At 62.4% G+C, this 19,733-nt stretch carries 17 protein-coding genes; 10 read left to right on the top strand and 7 right to left on the bottom strand.

Annotation, left to right across the window (positions count from 1 at the left end; translation table 11 throughout):
- Window positions 1–186: 186 nt before the first annotated feature.
- Window positions 187–597 carry a YkgJ family cysteine cluster protein gene (locus IFU31_RS10045; RefSeq protein WP_122480476.1) on the top strand — a complete coding sequence of 137 codons (411 nt, stop codon included), beginning with the start codon at window positions 187–189 and terminating at the stop codon, window positions 595–597.
- Window positions 598–778: 181 nt separating this feature from the next.
- Here IFU31_RS10045 and IFU31_RS10040 read toward each other — a convergent pair whose 3' ends face one another.
- The 3 genes from IFU31_RS10040 to thiI form a co-directional block, all read right to left on the bottom strand.
- Window positions 779–2,776 (bottom strand): methyl-accepting chemotaxis protein, encoded by a 1,998-nt coding sequence (locus IFU31_RS10040; RefSeq protein ID WP_192102833.1) that lies wholly within the window; start codon window positions 2,774–2,776, stop codon window positions 779–781.
- Window positions 2,777–2,970: 194 nt separating this feature from the next.
- Entirely contained in the window at window positions 2,971–4,791 is a 1,821-nt protein-coding gene (typA, locus tag IFU31_RS10035) for a translational GTPase TypA (protein ID WP_122480478.1), read from the bottom strand.
- A 263-nt stretch (window positions 4,792–5,054) separates the two neighbouring features.
- On the bottom strand, window positions 5,055–6,509 hold the full coding sequence (thiI, locus tag IFU31_RS10030) for a tRNA uracil 4-sulfurtransferase ThiI (protein WP_192055847.1): 1,455 nt from the start codon (window positions 6,507–6,509) through the stop codon (window positions 5,055–5,057).
- A gap of 422 nt (window positions 6,510–6,931) precedes the next feature.
- Here thiI and glnA point away from each other — a divergent pair, with 422 nt between their 5' ends.
- The 5 genes from glnA (at window position 6,932) to ntrC (ending at window position 12,378) form a co-directional block, all read left to right on the top strand.
- Window positions 6,932–8,338, top strand: a complete 1,407-nt coding sequence (gene glnA, locus IFU31_RS10025) for a glutamate--ammonia ligase (RefSeq protein ID WP_122480480.1) — start codon at window positions 6,932–6,934, stop codon at window positions 8,336–8,338.
- Window positions 8,339–8,470: 132 nt separating this feature from the next.
- On the top strand, window positions 8,471–8,986 hold the full coding sequence (locus tag IFU31_RS10020) for a DUF4124 domain-containing protein (RefSeq protein WP_185794922.1): 516 nt from the start codon (window positions 8,471–8,473) through the stop codon (window positions 8,984–8,986).
- Complete coding sequence (locus IFU31_RS10015) at window positions 8,986–9,582, top strand: DUF4124 domain-containing protein (RefSeq protein WP_192055938.1); 597 nt, start codon at window positions 8,986–8,988, stop codon at window positions 9,580–9,582. The genes IFU31_RS10020 and IFU31_RS10015 overlap by 1 nt, the downstream gene beginning before the upstream one ends.
- A gap of 277 nt (window positions 9,583–9,859) precedes the next feature.
- Window positions 9,860–10,945, top strand: a complete 1,086-nt coding sequence (gene glnL / locus IFU31_RS10010; RefSeq protein WP_122480483.1) for a nitrogen regulation protein NR(II) — start codon at window positions 9,860–9,862, stop codon at window positions 10,943–10,945.
- Window positions 10,942–12,378, top strand: a complete 1,437-nt coding sequence (ntrC, locus tag IFU31_RS10005; protein WP_122480484.1) for a nitrogen regulation protein NR(I) — start codon at window positions 10,942–10,944, stop codon at window positions 12,376–12,378. The genes glnL and ntrC overlap by 4 nt, the downstream gene beginning before the upstream one ends.
- A gap of 720 nt (window positions 12,379–13,098) precedes the next feature.
- Here the strand turns inward: ntrC and IFU31_RS10000 are convergent.
- Window positions 13,099–13,539: a hypothetical protein gene (locus IFU31_RS10000; protein WP_192102832.1), complete on the bottom strand. Its 441-nt coding sequence runs from the start codon at window positions 13,537–13,539 to the stop codon at window positions 13,099–13,101.
- Between IFU31_RS10000 and trmL the strand changes: the two genes are divergently transcribed.
- Entirely contained in the window at window positions 13,538–13,993 is a 456-nt protein-coding gene (gene trmL, locus IFU31_RS09995; RefSeq protein WP_122480486.1) for a tRNA (uridine(34)/cytosine(34)/5-carboxymethylaminomethyluridine(34)-2'-O)-methyltransferase TrmL, read from the top strand. The genes IFU31_RS10000 and trmL overlap by 2 nt on opposite strands.
- Before the next feature lie 102 nt (window positions 13,994–14,095).
- Here trmL and secB read toward each other — a convergent pair whose 3' ends face one another.
- Genes secB through IFU31_RS09980 form a run of 3 tightly spaced genes read right to left on the bottom strand, consistent with a single transcriptional unit; the run spans window position 14,096 to window position 15,296 of the window.
- Window positions 14,096–14,581 carry a protein-export chaperone SecB gene (gene secB, locus IFU31_RS09990; protein WP_122480487.1) on the bottom strand — a complete coding sequence of 162 codons (486 nt, stop codon included), beginning with the start codon at window positions 14,579–14,581 and terminating at the stop codon, window positions 14,096–14,098.
- 45 nt (window positions 14,582–14,626) lie between these two features.
- Window positions 14,627–14,881: a glutaredoxin 3 gene (gene grxC, locus IFU31_RS09985; protein ID WP_122480488.1), complete on the bottom strand. Its 255-nt coding sequence runs from the start codon at window positions 14,879–14,881 to the stop codon at window positions 14,627–14,629.
- Between the two features lies 1 nt (window position 14,882).
- A complete protein-coding gene (locus IFU31_RS09980; protein WP_122480489.1) occupies window positions 14,883–15,296 on the bottom strand; it encodes a rhodanese-like domain-containing protein in 414 nt (137 codons plus the stop codon).
- 217 nt (window positions 15,297–15,513) lie between these two features.
- On the opposite strand from IFU31_RS09980, the gene gpmI reads away from it, so the two are divergent.
- The 3 genes from gpmI (at window position 15,514) to IFU31_RS09965 (ending at window position 19,733) form a co-directional block, all read left to right on the top strand.
- Window positions 15,514–17,049, top strand: coding sequence for a 2,3-bisphosphoglycerate-independent phosphoglycerate mutase (gene gpmI / locus IFU31_RS09975; protein ID WP_122480490.1), 1,536 nt, complete (start codon window positions 15,514–15,516; stop codon window positions 17,047–17,049).
- A 3-nt stretch (window positions 17,050–17,052) separates the two neighbouring features.
- A complete protein-coding gene (locus IFU31_RS09970) occupies window positions 17,053–18,345 on the top strand; it encodes a murein hydrolase activator EnvC family protein (RefSeq protein WP_192102831.1) in 1,293 nt (430 codons plus the stop codon).
- Between the two features lie 62 nt (window positions 18,346–18,407).
- A complete protein-coding gene (locus IFU31_RS09965; RefSeq protein WP_192102830.1) occupies window positions 18,408–19,733 on the top strand; it encodes a S41 family peptidase in 1,326 nt (441 codons plus the stop codon).

The raw sequence follows: 19,733 nt of genomic DNA, 5'->3' as shown, positions 1-19,733 counted from the left end.
CAATGCGTCCTCGGGGAAATTGACGATTCTAGATGGAATACCTGAGCCTAGACGCTTCGACACACGCTGAAAGCTCAGGTTCGTAACTTTGCACGATTAGCAGGGTTTCAGGCAGATGGTTGTTCACTTTTTCACCAATGCCGGTATGATCTCGCGCCCTGATCCACGTTACCTGATGACCTGACGATGAAAAGCTCTTTGATTGCCGCCGCCGAAGTGGACCGCCTGGACACCTGGCAGAAATATTCCGCGCCGATGTGCGGCGCCTGTATCTCGACCTGCTGCACGCTGCCGGTGGAAGTGAAGATCAAGGACCTGATCCGTATCGGCGTGGTGGATGAATTCGAGAAAGGCGACCCCCCCAAGAACGTTGCCAAGCGCTTGCAGAAGGAAGGCATCGTCGAGCGCTTCAACCAGAAGTCGGGCATTTTCACCCTGACGCGCATGAGCAACAACGATTGCCTGTACCTGGACAAGAAAAGCCGCCTGTGCACCATCTATGAAAAGCGTCCGGACACCTGCCGCAATCATCCGAAGATCGGGCCTCGCCCAGGCTTCTGTGCCTACCAGCCCAAGCCAGTATCGCGCCAAGGCTGAGTAACGTCCCTGCTACCCCTGTGGGAGCGGGCCCTGCCCGCGAAGGCCATACCACGGCCTGCCAGGCACACTGCAGCGCCCTTTCGCGGCCAATGACCGCTCCTACAGAACATCGCCACACGCCTGCCCCCTGTGGGAGCGGGCTCTGCCCGCGAAGGGAGCGCCGCCCAATTGCCGCCGGTCACCCCTGTCGGCTCAGCCCTGCCAGACGGGTCGACAGAGCCTGCATGCCCTGGCTCAGTTCACTGAGGCTCGACGCATCGCGCGCGCCGTCTTCGCTGGCTGCGTGAATGCGCACTGCCAGTTCGTTGATCTCCTGGGTGACATGGCTCTGTTCCTGGGCGGCCACAGCGATCTGCTGGGTGCGCTGGACGATGTCGTCGAAACCGACCACCGTGCTCCCCAGCGACACGCTCAACACGTCAGCTTGCTGCGCCACGGTCCGCGTGCGGTCCTCGCCCGCGACCATGGTATTGACCGCCTTCACCGACGCCTGGCGCAGTTCGCCGATCATCTCCTGGATCTCGTCGGCCGAAGCCTGGGTCCGTCCTGCCAGGGTGCGCACCTCGTCGGCGACCACTGCGAAGCCTCGCCCCTGCTCACCGGCGCGAGCGGCTTCGATCGCGGCATTGAGTGCCAGCAGGTTGGTCTGCGCGGAAATCGACTTGATCACGTCGAGCACGCCGCTGACGCTTTCGATGTCCTGACCCAGGCTGGTAATCGCCTGTGCCACGCTGGCGATATCACCGGTCAAGGAATTGATCGTCTGGCTGTTCTGCTGAACATGCCCCTGGCTCTGGCGCGCCGTCGACAGCGACAGCTGCGCGGTGTCGGAACACTCCGTGGTGTTGGAGGCAACCTCCTGGGCACTGGACGACATCTCGGTGATCGCCGTGGCCAGCAAGGTGTTGTCCTGACGCTGGGTTTCGGCGCGTTCGGCCATGATCACCGACAACCGAGCAACGTCATCGGATTGTTTCTGCAGGCGCAGCGCCTCATCGGCGATGGCCTTGAGCATGCTGCGCAGGTTGCCGGCGTAACGGTTGACCGCCCCGCGCAGCAGGCCGATCTCGTCCGCGCGAGCCACGTCCAGTTCGGCGCTGGCGCCACCGCCCTGCTCGCCCAGCTTGTCGATCTGTGCCGTGGTTTCGTTGATCTGACTGAACACCGCGCGCCCGGCCAGCCAGGCCAGACCGAACACCAATGCAAGGATCGGCAGCAAGGTGGTGAGGATATCCACAGTCAATTTGCTGGCAATGCCGGTCATGTGTGCCTGCGGCGTGGCCAGGCCCACCACCCAACCACTGGCCGGCACCCGCGTGAGACTGATGTAGCCCGCCCCACCCAGTTGCGCGTCCTGATCGATATGAAACGTCTGGGCTTCGCGCTGGCCGCTGCTGCGCCAATCGGCAACGCCCTTGAACCAAGGGTAGGCAGCGAGCATCGCCGCCTCGTCGGCAGGTGCCGGCTTGTCGTTGGCGGCCGGGAAATACAGGACCTTGCCTGATGGGTCGATGGCGAATGCATAACCACCGGTGACCTGCCCATTGGACTTGAGGAAGTTGGCCAAGCCCGTGAGTGTCAGGTCGATGGTCGCCACACCGGCGAAACGTCCGTCACGACTGTAGGGCACGGTACAGGTGGTCATCAGGATCTTGCTGACCGGATCCTCGTAGGCATCCGACCACGCGCAGCGGCCAGGCGCGGATGCCTTGCCCTGCACGTACCAGTCGGCGGCGTGATAGTCATCGACGGCGCCGGCATTGTATTCCTCGGAATAACCCAGGCCCTGCCCACTGCGCGCCCAATAGAAACTGCGCCGCGGCACGCCTGCGCTGAACGCATTGGGCTCGGGCCACAGGCCACCGCCGGCAATGGCGGCATCGCCCTGTGAGTCGATGATCGGTGCCAATGCACCCTTCACCAGCTCGACGTCGGCCGGCAGCGTCGCGCCCAGACTCGCCAGCGCGGCGACGCGCCCCTCGACCTCGGCCAGCTGGATCGACAGCTGCCGAGCGATGGCCGTGGCCGACTGCTCGGCGCTCTTGGTGTTGGACTGGATCAGCTTGGGCTCGCCGCTGAGTACCATGACCGCGTAGATGGCCACCGTCGTGACCAGAAGGATGAACAGGATGCCCAAGCTGAAGCGGGACATGATCTTGGTAGGTAGCAGGCTCACGGGGCACCCTTCGGAGGGAATCGATATTGCCTGCGCTATCGGCTCGGTCCGAGGAAACTCGAGAAGTGGGCGATGGAAGGTATGCAGGGTGCCAGGGCCGGCCCTTTCGCGGCCAGACCTGCCAACACACAGCCATAAAAAAACCCCCGGACCCTTTCGCGCCGGGGGCTTTTTCAATCAACCGGAACTACGGATCAGTTCTTGGCTTTCTTGGCAGCGCGGGTACGCTCGCCTTCGTCCAGGATCTTCTTGCGCAGACGGATCGACTTCGGCGTGACTTCGCACAGCTCGTCGTCCTGGATGAATTCCAGAGCCTGTTCCAGGGTGAAGCGAACAGGTGGAACCAGAGCGATGGTTTCGTCTTTGCCCGACGCACGCATGTTGTCCAGCTTCTTGCCCTTGGTAGGGTTTACGCCCATGTCGGTGTCGCGGCTGTTCAAGCCGACGATCTGACCGTTGTAGATCTCCTGGCCGTGCTCGACGAACAGCTTGCCGCGCGCCTGCAGGGTTTCCAGCGAGTAGGTCAGTGCCTTGCCGGTTTCGACCGAAACCAGTACGCCGTTCTGACGGCCGGACATGTGGCCCGACTTCATCGGAGCGTAGCGATCGAAGATCGAAGTCAGGATGCCCGCACCGTTGGTCAGGGTCAGGAACTGGTTACGGAAACCGATCAGACCGCGAGCAGGGATGTTGTATTCCAGACGAACACGGCCCTTGCCATCCGGCACCATGTTGGTCAGGTCGCCTTTACGCAGGCCCATCTCTTCCATGACCTTGCCCTGGGATTCCTCAGGGGTGTCGATGGTGACGTTTTCGAACGGTTCCTGCTTCTCGCCGTCGATGACGCGGATGATCACCTCAGGACGACCGACACCCATTTCGAAGCCTTCGCGACGCATGGTTTCGATCAGTACCGAAAGGTGCAGCTCGCCGCGGCCGGAGACCTTGAACTTGTCGGCCGAGTCGCCTTCTTCAACGCGCAGAGCAACGTTGTACAGCAGCTCTTTGTCCAGACGTTCCTTGATGTTGCGGGACGTCACGAACTTGCCTTCTTTACCGCAGAATGGCGAGTCGTTGACCTGGAAGGTCATGGAAACGGTTGGCTCGTCGACGGTCAGCGGCTTCATCGCTTCGACGTTGTCCGGCTGGCACAGGGTGTCGGAGATGAACAGCGAGTCCATGCCGCTCACGCAGACGATGTCGCCAGCGAAGGCTTCTTCGACGTCGATGCGGTGCAGGCCGTGGTGACCCATCAGCTTGAGGATACGACCGTTGCGCTTCTTGCCGTCGGCGCCGATGGCGACCACCGGGGTGTTCGGCTTGACGCTGCCGCGAGCGATACGGCCAACACCGATGACGCCCAGGAAGCTGTTGTAGTCCAGTGCCGAGATCTGCATCTGGAACGGGCCGTCGCGGTCGACTTTCGGAGCCGGTACGTTGTCGACGATCGACTGGTACAGCGGGGTCATGTCTTCGGCCATGTCGGTGTGTTCCAGACCGGCAATGCCGTTCAGGGCCGAGGCGTAGACGACTTTGAAGTCCAGCTGTTCTTCGGTGGCACCGAGGTTGTCGAACAGGTCGAAGATCTGGTCCAGAACCCAGTCCGGACGCGCGCCTGGACGGTCGACCTTGTTGATGCAGACGATCGGACGCAGACCGGCTTCGAACGCCTTCTTGGTCACGAAACGGGTTTGCGGCATAGGGCCGTCCTGGGCGTCGACCAGCAGCAGCACGGAGTCGACCATCGACATCACGCGCTCTACTTCACCACCGAAGTCGGCGTGGCCCGGGGTGTCCACGATGTTGATGTGGTAGCCGTTCCAGTTGATGGCGGTGTTCTTGGCCAGGATGGTGATGCCACGCTCTTTTTCCTGGTCGTTGGAGTCCATCACGCGCTCGTCGTTGAGCTCGTTGCGCTCCAGGGTGCCGGACTGACGCAGGAGTTTGTCTACCAGGGTGGTCTTGCCATGGTCAACGTGAGCAATGATGGCGATGTTGCGTAGATTTTCGATCACTTGTGTATCTCGATCAGAGGATTCGGTTGCCGCGCATTCTACGTGGCGAATATTAAACAAAAAGCTATCCGGGCCAGACAGCGTAGGAACGTAGCGAGCGACGGCAAGGCAAGGAAGAAATAGGCGAGGAAGCACAGTTTACTGGTTGTAAATGAGCATTCCGAGCCTGTTTCTGACGCAGCATTGCCTAGCGCAGTAGTTCCTACGCTGTCTGGGGGTCGGGAGGGCGATGGCGGATACTTCCACCATTCAACCCTGGGACTCTATGTCGGACGATAAACGCGCACATTGGCATGTCCCTCACTCAACAGATGGTGAGCATGCAGTCGGCTCATGACGCCCCTGTCGCAATACAGCAAGTACTGGCGAGTGAAATCCAGTTCCTTGAAGCGGCTGTTCAGGGCATAAAAAGGCATTGCCTTGACCTCGATGCCGGCCAGTGACAGCGGCTGGTCTTCCTGGGCATCGGGGTGGCGGATATCGATGACGACTTGTCCGGACAGCGCCTCGCTGACCTCTTCGACCTCGATATCCCGGCCCAGCTGGTCGATGACTTCATCAATGGACACCAGCTTGGCGCGTTCCAGCGCTCGCTCAAGAACGGCCATGTCGAAAGACTTCTCTTCATGGACGACGCGCGGCAATTTTGCACTGGTGGTCGGGTTGACCGAAATCACGCCGCAATATTCTGGCATGTGTTTGGCAAAATCGGCAGTCCCAATTTCAACTGCTTGATCGATGATGTCTTGTTTGTGGCTCGCCAGCAGCGGGCGCAGTACCAATTTGTCGGTCGCGCTGTCGATCGCCGACAGGTTGGGCAGGGTCTGGCTGGACACCTGCGAGATGGCTTCGCCGGTGACCAGCGCGGGAATCTTCAGTTGGTCGGCCAGGCGCGTGGCGGCCCGCAGCATCATGCGCTTGAGGATCACGCCCATGTGGCTGTTGTCGACCTTGCCGAGAATCTCGCCCAGCACTTCTTCGAACGGCACGCTGATGAACAGCACGCGCTGGGAGCTGCCGTACTTCTTCCAGAGGAAGTGGGCAACTTCCATCACCCCCAGCTCATGAGCGCGACCGCCCAGGTTGAAGAAGCAGAAGTGGGTCATCAGGCCACGGCGCATGATCTGGTAGGCGGCAACGGTGGAGTCGAAACCGCCCGACATCAACACCAGCGTCTGTTCCAGCGCGCCCAAGGGGTAGCCACCCATGCCGTCGTGCTGGTCATGGATGACGAACAGGCGCTGGTCGCGGATTTCCAGGCGCACCACCACGTCGGGCTTTTTCAGGTCGATGCCGGCAGCACCACACTCGCGGCGCAATTGGCTGCCGACGGTGCGTTCCACATCCATCGAGCTGAAAGCATGCTTGCCGGCACGCTTGGCGCGTACCGAAAAGATCTTTCCAGGCAGCAGCGGGCCGAAGTGCGCCTTGCACTTGGCCACGATGTCATCCATATCGCCCAGCGGGTATTCGTCCACTTGCAGGAAATGCGCGATACCTGGCGTGCAGCTCAGGCGTTCGGTCATCTCACGCAACACCTTGGCGTCCGTCAGCTTGGTCTGGACTTCAAGGTTGTCCCACACGCCAGTAACCATCAGCTGCGGGTCCAGGTCACGGAGCACCATGCGGATGTTCTTGGCGAGCTGGCGGATGAAGCGCTTGCGCACCGGCGGGCTCTTGATGGTGATCTCTGGAAAGACTTTTACGATAAGTTTCATGAAAACAGCGCGCGAAATGCCAGCCTGAAAAGAGGGGCGCGGATTATAGCGGAAATTGCTCAAGGTTTGACCAGTTATCGTACGAACGGGCAAACGCACCAATATCGACCACCCAAAACAGACCCGCACCAAACCAGCGCACCCCTATTCAAACCCACCTCGTGTAGCTGCGGCGCAAGCCGCGTCCCGCCTTCATACCTATTAATGCCAGGGACGAAGCGTGACGCGGCTTGCGCCGCTGCTACAGGGGAATGGGTTCGAACCTGCGGATAGTGAGAATCAGCGTTGCGCCCATCACAGGGCACTGGCATGCAAATTGCTCCCTTGTGAGGCAGGTTGCCTTGGCCGACTATCGGGCCCGGCATCACACATACTTAGGGGCCCCCTTTCACAATCGGCCCCATTCCACCCCGGAGGACAACATGTCGAAGTCGGTTCAACTCATCAAAGATCATGACGTCAAGTGGATTGATCTGCGCTTCACTGATACCAAAGGCAAGCAGCAGCACGTGACCATGCCAGCGCGCGATGCCCTGGATGACGACTTCTTCGAAGTCGGCAAGATGTTCGACGGTTCCTCCATCGAAGGCTGGAAAGGCATCGAAGCCTCCGACATGATCCTGCTTCCGGACGACAGCACTGCCGTTCTGGACCCGTTCACCGAAGAGCCGACCCTGATCCTGGTCTGCGACATCATCGAACCGTCCACCATGCAGGGCTACGATCGCGACCCACGCGCCATCGCCCATCGCGCCGAGGAATACCTGAAGTCGACCGGTATCGGCGACACCGTGTTCGTCGGCCCGGAGCCTGAGTTCTTCATCTTCGACGAAGTGAAGTTCAAGTCCGACATTTCCGGCTCCATGTTCAAGATCTTCTCGGAACAGGCTTCCTGGATGACCGACCAGGACGTCGAAGGCGGCAACAAAGGCCACCGTCCAGGCGTCAAGGGCGGTTACTTCCCAGTGCCACCGGTCGACCATGACCACGAGATCCGTACCGCCATGTGCAACGCACTGGAAGAGATGGGTCAGGTCGTCGAAGTTCACCACCACGAAGTGGCGACTGCCGGCCAGAACGAAATCGGCGTCAAGTTCAACACCCTGGTCGCCAAGGCCGACGAAGTGCAGACCCTGAAGTACGTCGTGCACAACGTTGCCGACGCCTACGGCCGCACCGCTACCTTCATGCCCAAGCCACTGTACGGTGACAACGGCTCGGGCATGCACGTGCACATGTCGATCTCCAAGGATGGCAAGAACACCTTCGCTGGCGAAGGCTATGCCGGCCTGTCCGACACCGCGCTGTACTTCATCGGCGGCATCATCAAGCACGGCAAGGCGCTGAACGGCTTCACCAACCCGTCGACCAACTCCTACAAGCGTCTGGTCCCAGGTTTCGAAGCGCCGGTCATGCTCGCCTACTCGGCCCGCAACCGTTCGGCTTCCATCCGTATTCCTTACGTCAACAGCCCGAAAGGCCGTCGTATCGAAGCGCGCTTCCCAGACCCGGCAGCCAACCCGTACCTGGCTTTCGCAGCCTTGCTGATGGCTGGCCTGGACGGCATCCAGAACAAGATCCACCCCGGCGATGCCGCCGACAAGAACCTGTACGACCTGCCGCCCGAAGAGGCCAAGGAAATCCCGCAGGTTTGCGGCAGCTTGAAGGAAGCCCTGGAAGAGCTGGACAAGGGCCGTGCGTTCCTGACCAAGGGCGGCGTGTTCAGCGATGACTTCATCGACGCCTTCATCGCCCTGAAAAGCGAAGAAGAAATCAAGGTCCGCACCTTCGTACACCCACTGGAATACGACCTGTACTACAGCGTCTGATCCCTGTGATGTGACAGAAAGGCCACCCTCGGGTGGCCTTTTTTCGTTCTGCGCCTACCATGGCAACGCTGCACGCACCCCCTCAATTGCTCTATGCTGGCCCCCATGCAAGCGCCACTCAGAGAAGTTTCCATGCGCTCACCCCTAGCCTGCCTGTTGCTGCTGTGTGCGCTGCCCGCCGTGGCGCAGATCTACAAATACACCGACGCCGAGGGCAACACGGCCTACAGCAACCAGCCGCCCCAGGGGCGTGCCAGCCAAACGGTCGAGTTGCCGCCGCTCAACAGCGTCGAGTCGCTGCGCAAGCCCGCGCCAACCACCCTGCCGAGCACCACCGTCGCGGTGCCGCAGACCCAGTACAGCCAGCTGGAACTGACCGGGCTGCCAACCGACGAAGCGCTGCGGGCCAACAACGGCACCTTCGATGTGGGCGTGGCGATCGTGCCACGCCTGCGTTCGGGAGATCGCCTGCGCCTGGTGCTCGACGGCGAGCCCTATGGTCAGCCAAGCAACGTGCCGCGCCTGCAACTGGTGAATGTCGATCGCGGCGAACATGGCCTGGCGGTACAGGTCCTCGATGCCCGCGAAGCCGTGATCCAGCAGAGCGCCACCGTCACCTTCACGGTCCAGCGGGTTCACCTGCCGTGATGCGCTGGACGCTGCTCTGGCTGGTAGTGATCGCCGCGTCGGCCCATGCCGCGGTGTACACCTACGTCGACGCCAATGGCAACCGGGTTTTCACCGACCAGCCGCGCAAGGGCGCCGAACGGGTGCCGATGCCTGCACGCGCCACGCCCACCGCCCCGGCTACCGTGATGCCGCCGCGCACCAGCAAGGTGCCAGTGCCGAACAGAACCGCGGCGACGCGTTATCAGATGCTGCGCATCCTCGGGCCCCTGCCGGACACCGCCGTGCGCGAGGAAGACGGTTCACTGATCGTGACCCTGACCAGTGAGCCGGCCTTGCAGCCCAACCATCGCTACCGCCTGTTGCTCGACGGCGAAGTGGCACAGGCGCCGGGGCGCAGTCCGGTGTTCGCCCTGAGCAACGTCGACCGCGGCACTCATACCCTGGCCGCCGAGATCATCGATCAGGACGACCATGTGATCGAGCGCACGCCAGCCCAGCCGGTCCACCTGCAGCGTATCTCGCTGATCCAGAAACGCCGGGTTCACCCCTGCCGAAGTTCCGACTACGGTGTACGCCCGGAATGTCCACTCAAGGACAAGCCGGAGGACGACTGAGCAGCGGCAGCCGAAAACGATATATCCCTGCCCGCACTTTTTTGGTGCGCTATGCTGGTCATTGCCAGGCATGCCGTGCCATTTTGGGTCGCCATGGCATTTCACAGACCGACGATCCCCTGCTGCGAAGCACTAATGGTACCCATTTGCAGGATCCGCGCTTCTTTTCGGAGCCTTGGTTTGGTTCTTGCATTTTCCCTGCACCAGCGAGTTTGTTTCGCGCGCGAACCCGGGCGCTGCCACGGGCGCCCTGTGCCAAAAGAGGTCACCTGTCCCCATGACCATCAGCGATGCCCTGCACCGACTGTTACTCGACAACCTCACCACTGCCACCATTCTGCTCAATGCCGACCTGCGCCTTGAGTACATGAATCCCGCAGCCGAGATGCTGCTGGCGATCAGTGGCCAACGCAGCCATGGTCAGTTCATCAGCGAGTTGTTCACCGAATCCACCGAAGCCCTCAACTCCCTGCGCCAGGCAGTCGAACAGGCTCACCCCTTCACCAAGCGCGAAGCGATGCTGACCGCGCTGGCCGGGCAGACGCTGACGGTCGACTACGCAGTGACGCCGATCCTCAGCAACGGCGCCACCTGGCTGCTGCTCGAAGTGCATCCGCGCGATCGTCTGCTGCGCATCACCAAGGAAGAGGCCCAGCTGTCCAAGCAGGAGACCACCAAGATGCTGGTGCGCGGCCTGGCCCACGAGATCAAGAATCCGCTGGGTGGCATCCGTGGCGCGGCTCAATTGCTGGCGCGCGAGCTGCCCGAGGAAAGCCTCAAGGACTACACCAACGTCATCATCGAGGAAGCCGACCGCCTGCGTAATCTGGTCGACCGCATGCTCGGTTCGAACAAGCTGCCTTTGCTGGCCATGACCAATATCCACGAGGTGCTTGAGCGCGTGGCCAACCTGGTCGAGGCCGAAAGCCAGGGCTGCATCACTCTGGTGCGCGACTACGACCCGAGCATTCCGGATGTATTGATCGACCGCGAGCAGATGATCCAGGCCGTGCTCAATATCGTGCGCAATGCCATGCAGGCGATCAGCGGCCAGAACGAGCTACGCCTGGGACGCATCAGCCTGCGCACCCGCGCCATGCGCCAGTTCACCATCGGCCATGTGCGGCATCGCCTGGTCAGCAAGATCGAGATCACCGACAACGGTCCGGGCATTCCTGCGCAACTGCAGGAAACCATCTTCTACCCCATGGTCAGTGGCCGTCCCGACGGCACCGGCCTGGGGTTGGCCATTACCCAGAACATCATCAGTCAGCACCAGGGCTTGATCGAGTGTGAAAGCCACCCCGGCCACACCACCTTTTCGATCTTCCTGCCGCTGGAACAAGGAGCCGCTTCGTCATGAGCCGTAGTGAAACTGTCTGGATCGTCGATGACGACCGTTCCATCCGCTGGGTACTGGAAAAGGCCCTGCAGCAAGAAGGCATGACCACCCAGAGCTTCGACAGCGCCGATGGTGTCATGAGCCGACTGGCACGCCAGCAGCCCGACGTGATCATCTCCGACATCCGCATGCCCGGCGCCAGTGGCCTGGACCTGCTGGCGCGCATTCGCGAACAGCATCCACGCCTGCCGGTGATCATCATGACCGCGCACTCGGACCTGGACAGCGCGGTCGCTTCCTACCAGGGCGGCGCGTTCGAGTACCTGCCCAAGCCGTTCGACGTCGACGAGGCAGTGTCGCTGGTCAAGCGTGCCAACCAGCACGCCCAGGAACAGCAAGGCCTGACCGAAGTACCGGCTCTTACCCGCACGCCCGAGATCATCGGCGAAGCACCGGCCATGCAGGAAGTCTTCCGCGCCATCGGCCGCCTCAGCCACTCCAACATCACCGTGTTGATCAATGGCGAGTCGGGCACCGGCAAGGAGCTGGTCGCCCACGCCCTGCATCGGCACAGCCCGCGGGCCGCGTCGCCGTTCATTGCGCTGAACATGGCGGCGATTCCCAAGGACCTGATGGAGTCGGAGCTGTTCGGCCATGAAAAAGGCGCCTTCACCGGCGCTGCCAACCTGCGCCGAGGCCGCTTCGAACAGGCCGACGGCGGCACACTGTTCCTCGACGAAATCGGCGACATGCCGGCCGACACCCAGACGCGCCTGCTGCGCGTGCTGGCCGATGGCGAGTTCTACCGCGTCGGCGGGCACATACCGGTCAAGGTCGACGTGCGCATCATTGCCGCCACCCACCAGAATCTGGAAACCCTGGTGCACGCCGGCAAGTTCCGCGAGGACTTGTTCCATCGCCTCAATGTGATTCGCATCCACATTCCGCGCCTGTCGGACCGTCGCGAAGACATCCCGACCCTGGCCCGACACTTTCTCAGCCGCGCCGCCCAGGAGCTGGCGGTCGAGCCCAAGCTGCTCAAGAGCGAGACCGAGGACTACCTGAAGAACCTGCCGTGGCCCGGCAACGTGCGTCAGCTGGAGAATACCTGCCGCTGGATCACGGTGATGGCCTCGGGTCGCGAAGTGCACACCGGCGATTTGCCGCCCGAGCTGCTGAGCCTGCCGCAGGACGCGGCACCGGTGACCAACTGGGAGCAGGCGTTGCGCCAATGGGCCGACCAGGCGCTGGCACGCGGGCAATCGAGCCTGCTCGACAGCGCCGTGCCCAGCTTCGAGCGGATCATGATCGAGACCGCCCTGAAGCATACCGCCGGGCGTCGTCGTGACGCGGCCGTGCTGCTGGGCTGGGGTCGCAATACCCTGACGCGCAAGATCAAGGAGCTGGGCATGAAGGTCGACGGCGCCGACGAAGACGAAGTCGAAGAAGCCTGAGGTTCCGCACACCACCACGGGCATACCCGATCCCTGTAGCAGCGGCGCCAGCCGCGTCCGGCCTCACCGCGCTGGGGCAGACGCACCGCACATACCGCCGACGCGGCTTGCGCCGCTGCTACAGGGGTACGTCAGATGCCCAGCACACACCCCCACGGCATACCCGATCCCTGTAGCAGCGGCGCCAGCCGCGTCCGGCCTCACCGCGCTGGGTCTGATGCACCGCACGTACCGCCGACGCGGCTTGCGCCGCTGCTACAGGGGGTTTGAAGAAACTCTCCGCTTTTGTGCATTCGCCTTGTGCAGTGCACCCACACGATGCGCTAGCGAACATCGCTTATTGCTCGGATAAAACCTCGTCCGTTTCAATAAGCTAAAAGACTGTTATCCGATAAAAATAATTTTCCCTTACATTCCAATCAGATAGATTCCAAGACAAAACGTTTTTGGCGTTCAGAAAGCTTCTGCAACAAAACTGGCACGCACGCTGCAATGTACTAACCATTACCCAGTTTCGGGAACCTCGGTACAGGCAGGCCGGGGATTCCCTCTTTACACCGCGACTCCAGCCAAAAGCTGGAATACCGAACAACTGTTTTGGGGACCTTGGTACAGGCAGGCCGGGACTCCCCTTCTTTACATCGAAACGCCCGGCTGCAAGGTCGGGTATTTCATCCCCGCTTGGGGGGCCCCGGTACAGGCAGGCTGGGGTCCCCTCTTTTATTGCTCGCGCAGCTCGACGGTGGTTTGCCAGCGTCCATCGAGCTGCACCGCGCGCCATTGCATCTGCAACGGACGCGCTGCCACCACCGTCAACAACAACCCCTGATCACTGCGCTGAATGCGCCAGGTCACCGGCTTGCCGCCCACCAGCAACCGCCCGCTGGCCGGAGCGCCGGTGGCGTCGAACAGCATCGCCACCGTTCCTTCCACCACCTCGCCATGCAACCGCGGCTCATCGTTGAACCACAGCACCAACTGGTCGCGGTGCACTTCGATGTTGTCCAAGCGGGCAGGCTCGGGATTGGTCAGGCGACCGATCATCAGTCCGACCAGCAAGCCAATGATCGCCAGCGAGCCCAACACCCGTGGCCACAGTTGCGAACGCTCGCTCGGATCAGGAGTAGAATGCTGCCCGTCCTTCAGTTCGGTGCCGCGCATGTTTCACGTGATCCTTTTTCAACCAGAGATTCCGCCCAATACGGGCAACATTATCAGGCTGTGCGCCAACAGCGGCTGCGCCTTGCACCTCATCGAGCCGATCGGCTTCGAGCTGGACGACAAGCGCCTGCGCCGCGCCGGCCTCGATTACCATGAGTACGCCACCCTGCAGCGCCACGCCGACCTGGCCAGTTGCCTGGAAAGCCTGGGGCAGCCACGGGTTTTCGCCTTCACCACGAAGGGCTCGCGACCGTTCCATGATGCCAGCTTCCAGAAGGGCGACGCGTTCCTGTTCGGTCCGGAAAGCCGTGGGCTGCCGGCCGAGGTGCTGGACGCGCTGGACAGCCAGCACAAGCTGCGCCTGCCGATGCGCGAAGGCTGCCGCAGTTTGAACCTGTCGAACACGGTGGCCGTGGCGGTGTATGAGGCTTGGCGGCAGCTGGGGTTCGAGTAAGGCTTGAGGGCCTCTTCGCGGGCAGAGGGCTCGCGAAATGGGCACCACGCACCTACGAAAAAGCGCCCCGAAAGGCGCTTTTCGTTCACTGCAAGCCAACGCTTACTGAGGCGCAGGCGCTTCGCCCGATTCCTGCATGCGCTGCAGTTCCTGGGCATAGAGCATGTCGAAGTTCACCGGAGCCAGCATCAGCGCCGGGAACGAGCCGCGGGTCACCAGGCTGTCCAGGGTCTCGCGGGCATACGGGAACAGGATGTTGGGGCAGAACGCACCCAGGGTGTGGCTCATCGAACCCTCGTCCAGGCCCTTGATCAGAAAGATACCGGCCTGTTGCACTTCGGCGATGAACGCGACTTCTTCACCGTTCTTGACCGTGACCGACAGGGTCAGCACGACCTCGTGGAAGTCCCCTTCCAGGCCTTTCTGACGAGTGTTCAGGTCCAGGGAAACGCTGGGTTCCCACTGCTGGCGGAAGATCGCCGGGCTTTTCGGCGCCTCGAACGACAGGTCACGCACGTAGATGCGCTGCAGCGAGAACTGCGGTTCGTTTTCGGCGGCAGCAGCGCCATTGTTCGCTTGGTCGGTCATCGCAGATCCTTGTGATCTTCAGAGGTGTGGGGGTAAGGGGACCGATCAGGCCCCCAGCAACGCGTCCAGCTTGCCGGCGCGCTCGAGGGCGAACAGGTCGTCGCAGCCGCCGACGTGCAACTCGCCGATCCAGATCTGGGGCACCGACGTACGGCCAGCCTTGGCGGCCATCTCGCGGCGCAGCTCGGGCTTGCCGTCGACCTTGATCTCGGTGAACGGCGCCTTCTTGCTTTCCAGCAGGTACTTGGCGCGCGAGCAGTAGGGGCAATAGTCGCTGGAGTAGACGAGGATCGGCTTCATGTCACTTCACCACAGGCAGGTTGTCGGCGCGCCAGCTCGAGACGCCACCGGCCAGCTTGGCGGCGGTGTGGCCGGCCTTGACCAGCTCGGCGCAGGCAGTGCCGGCGTGCTGGCCGATGGCATCGACCACGATCAGGGTCTTGCCCTTGTATTTTTCCAGCTCGCCGACGCGGCTGGCCAGCTTGTCCTGGGGAATGCTCAGCGCGCCGACGATGTGGCCCGCGGCGTAGTCCTTCTTGTTGCGGATATCCACGACCACGCCTTGGTCGCTGTTGACCAGCGCAGTCAGCTCGCGGGGGCTGAGGCTTTTGGCGCCCTTGCTCATTTCCAGCATGATCAGCATGACCAGCAGGACCACGAACGCGGTCACGAGCAGATAGTGATTTGTGGCGAATTCAATCAGGTGAGCGACCATCAGCGGGTTCCAGGGCGTTAAAATGTCGGCCAGTATACACAGCCGCCAAGTCCGGCCAAAGCCCGCCGGACGGAACCGCTCGGCCTGATTGCGGGTCTGTGCTTGTTGTTCTTGCACCCGCGGTGAAATAAACCGCCATGATTCGTCACGCAGGCCCGCAATGCCCTAAAATGCCGGGCTTCTCCTGAATGCTCTTCTGACATAGCGAGTGGGATCCATGACAGCCACGCCCAAACCCTTGGTCCTGATCATCCTCGATGGTTTCGGTCACAGTGAAAACCACGAGTACAACGCGGTCTATTCGGCTCGCAAGCCGGTGCTCGATGCCCTCATGGCACGCCAGCCCAATGGCTTGATCTCGGGGTCGGGCATGGATGTCGGGCTGCCCGACGGGCAAATGGGCAATTCGGAAGTCGGCCACATGAACCTGGGGGCCGGGCGTGTGGTGTACCAGGATTTCACTCGCGTGACCAAGGCCATCCGCGACGGCGAGTTCTTCACCAACCCCACGATCTGTGCAGCCGTGGACAAGGCCGTGGCCGCCGGCAAGGCGGTGCACTTCATGGGCCTGCTGTCGGACGGTGGCGTGCACAGCCACCAGGATCACCTGGTGGCCATGGCCGAACTGGCCGCGGGGCGCGGTGCTCAGAAGATCTACCTGCACGCCTTCCTCGACGGCCGCGACACCCCGCCCAAGAGCGCCCAGGCCTCGCTGGAACTGATGGATGCCACGTTCGCCCGCCTTGGCCGTGGGCGCACCGCCAGCCTGATCGGCCGCTACTTCGCCATGGATCGCGACAACCGCTGGGAGCGCGTCAGCGCGGCCTACAACCTGATCGTCGATGCTGCCTCCGAATTCCACGCGGCCACTGCCGTGCAAGGCCTGCAGGCCGCCTACGAGCGCGGCGAGAGCGACGAATTCGTCAAGGCCACCACGGTCGGCGAGCCGGTTCGCGTCGAAGATGGCGATGCCATGATCTTCATGAATTTCCGCGCCGACCGTGCGCGCGAGCTCAGCCGCGTATTCGTCGAAGACGATTTCCACGATTTCCCGCGCAATCGCCAGCCCAAACTGGCCGGCTACGTGGGCCTGACCCAGTATTCGGCAAAGATCCCGGCACCGGCGGCCTTTGCTGCCACCGGCCTGACCAACGTGCTGGGCGAATACCTGGCCAAGAACGGCAAGACCCAGCTGCGCATCGCCGAAACCGAAAAGTACGCCCACGTGACGTTCTTCTTCTCCGGTGGCCGTGAAGAAGAGTTCCCTGGCGAAGAGCGCATCCTGGTGCCCTCGCCCAAGGTGGCGACCTACGACCTGCAGCCCGAGATGAGCGCGCCGGAAGTGACCGACCGCATCGTCGAAGCCATCGAGCAGCAGCGCTATGACGTCATCGTGGTCAACTACGCCAACGGCGACATGGTCGGCCACAGCGGCATCATGGCTGCAGCCATCAAGGCGGTCGAGTGCCTGGACACGTGCGTGGGTCGCATCGCTGCGGCACTCGACAAGGTCGGCGGCGAAGCGTTGATCACCGCCGACCACGGCAACTGCGAGCAGATGGAAGACGTCTGCACCGGCCAGGCGCATACCGCGCACACCACCGAGCCGGTGCCGTTCATCTACGTCGGCCAGCGTGACGTCAAGGTACGCGCCGGCGGCGTGTTGGCCGACGTGGCGCCCACCATGCTCTGGCTCATGGGCCTGCCCAAGCCCGAAGAGATGACCGGCACCTCGATCCTGGTACAAGGCTGACCCATGCTCCGCGCCCTGATGTTCCTGACCCTGACATGCCTGCTCGGCCCGGCCTTCGCCGACGAGCGCGCGCAAACCCAGCAGCAGATCGACGCCACCCGCAAGGACATCGCCGAGCTGCAGAAAACCCTTGGCAAGTTGCAGGCGGAACGCTCCGGGGTGCAGAAGGAGCTGCGCACCACCGAAACCGAGATGGGCAAGCTGGAAAAGCAGGTGGAGGCCCTGCAGAAAGAACTAAAAAAGACTGAGGGCGAACTGGAGCGTCTGCAAGGCGAGAAAGCCAAGCTCCAGGCCGCCCGCGTCGAACAGCAACGTCTCATTGCCATCCAGGCCCGCGCGGCCTATCAGAGCGGGCGCCAGGAATACCTGAAACTGCTGCTCAATCAGCAGAATCCGGAGAAGTTCGCCCGCACCCTGACTTATTACGATTATCTGAGCCAGGCGCGCCTGGAACAGTTGAAGAACTTCAACCAGACCTTGCACAAGCTGGCGGGTGTGGAAAAGGACATCAATCTGCAGCAGGCGCAGTTGCTGGTGCAGCAAGGCAATCTGGACAGCCAGCGCGAAGACCTCGACAAGGTGCGCAAGGAGCGTCAGGTCGCCCTGGCCAAGCTCAACGATCAGTACAAGCAAGGCGATCAGAAGCTGCAGACGCGTCAGCAGGACCAGGAAGACCTGGCCAAGGTGCTCAAGACCATCGAGGAAACCCTGGCACGCCAGGCTCGCGAAGCCGAGGAAGCGCGGCAGAAGGCCCTGCTGGCCGCCCAGGAGGCTGAAAACCGTCGCCAGCGCGAAGCGCAGGCGGCCGCCACCCGAGAAGCGCCAGCACCCGCACCACAGGCCCCTCGCGCACCGAGCGGCCCGCTGGTGTCGAGCAGCGGCGAAAGCTTCGGTGGTGCATTTGCTTCGGCGCGGGGAAAACTTCCATGGCCTGTCGATGGTCGACTGTTGGCACGTTTCGGGGAAACCCGCGGCGACGATGTCCGCACCAAATGGGACGGGGTCATGATCAGCGCATCGGCCGGCAGCCAGGTGCATGCGGTGCACGGTGGCCGCGTGGTGTTCGCCGACTGGTTGCGCGGCGCCGGGCTTCTGGTCATTCTCGACCATGGCAATGGCTACCTCACCCTGTACGGGCACAACCAGACCCTGCTCAAATCGGCCGGTGACGTGGTCAAGCCTGGTGATGCCATCGCCACCGTAGGTACCAGCGGCGGGCAAAGCACGCCAGCGCTGTATTTTGCAATACGCCAGCAAGGCAAGCCGACCGACCCCTCGCAATGGTGTCGAGGCTGACTGGCGCAGTCGTTCAAAAGCAGCCCTCAAAGGCGCGAACCCGTATCAGGAGTCTGTTAGACATGCCGCATCTGTCCCGCCTTACCTCGCTGGCCCTGACGATCGCCGTGGCCTGTGCTGCCCCGGCAGTGATCGCCGCCGATCTGGCTCCCCAGCCTGCCCGGTCGGTCGGCTCGGCTCCGGCCGCCGCACCGTTGCCGCTGGACGAGCTGCGGACCTTCGCCGAGGTGATGGACCGCATCAAGGCGGCCTATGTCGAGCCTGTGGATGACAAGACGCTGCTGGAGAATGCCATCAAGGGCATGCTCAGCAACCTCGACCCCCACTCTGCCTACCTGGGCCCCGAGGACTTCCAGGAGCTGCAGGAAAGCACCAGTGGCGAGTTCGGCGGCCTGGGTATCGAGGTGGGCAGCGAGAACGGCATGATCAAGGTGGTATCGCCCATCGACGACACGCCAGCCTCCAAGGCCGGCATCGAAGCCGGCGACCTGATCGTCAAGATCAACAACCAGCCCACCCAGGGCCTGAGCATGACCGAAGCCGTCGACCTGATGCGCGGCAAGCTCGGCGAGAAGATTACCCTGACCCTGGTGCGCGACGGCGGTACGCCGTTCGACGTGACCCTGGCCCGCGCCACTATCCAGGTCAAGAGCGTCAAGGCGCAGTTGCTGGAAAACGGTTATGGCTATTTGCGCATCACCCAGTTCCAGGTGAAAACCGGCGAAGAAGTCGGCAAGGCCCTGGCAAAGCTGCGCAAGGACAACAACGGCAAGCTCAAGGGCCTGATTCTGGACCTGCGCAACAACCCCGGCGGCGTACTGCAAAGCGCCGTGGAGGTGGCCGACCACTTCCTCACCAAGGGCTTGATCGTCTACACCAAGGGCCGCATCGCCAACTCGGAACTGCGCTTCTCGGCAGACCCTGCCGATGCCAGCGAACGGGTGCCTTTGGTGGTACTGATCAACGGCGGCAGCGCCTCGGCGGCAGAAATCGTCGCCGGCGCACTGCAGGACCACAAGCGCGGCATCCTCATGGGCACCGACAGCTTCGGCAAGGGCTCGGTGCAGACCGTGCTGCCGCTCAACAACGATCGTGCCCTGAAGATCACCACGGCCTTGTACTACACGCCCAATGGCCGCTCGATCCAGGCCCAGGGCATCATCCCGGATGTTGAGGTACGTCAGGGCAAGGTCACCCGCGATGCCGACACCGAAAGCTTCAAGGAAGCCGACCTGCAGGGTCATCTGGGTAACGGCAACGGCGGCGCCGATCGACCTTCGGGCAAGCCGGTGATCGGCGCCCGCAAGGCCCGGCCACAGGACGACGACTTCCAGATCAGCCAGGCGCTCAGCCTGCTCAAGGGCCTGAGCGTGACGCGCGGCAACTGA

Origin of the sequence: Pseudomonas sp. CFBP 13602 (assembly GCF_014842725.1) — a bacterium.
Taxonomy (GTDB): Bacteria; Pseudomonadota; Gammaproteobacteria; order Pseudomonadales; family Pseudomonadaceae; genus Aquipseudomonas; species Aquipseudomonas baltica.
The sequence above is the reverse complement of the archived record's forward strand: the minus strand, read 5'-3'. Positions and strand labels throughout refer to the sequence as shown.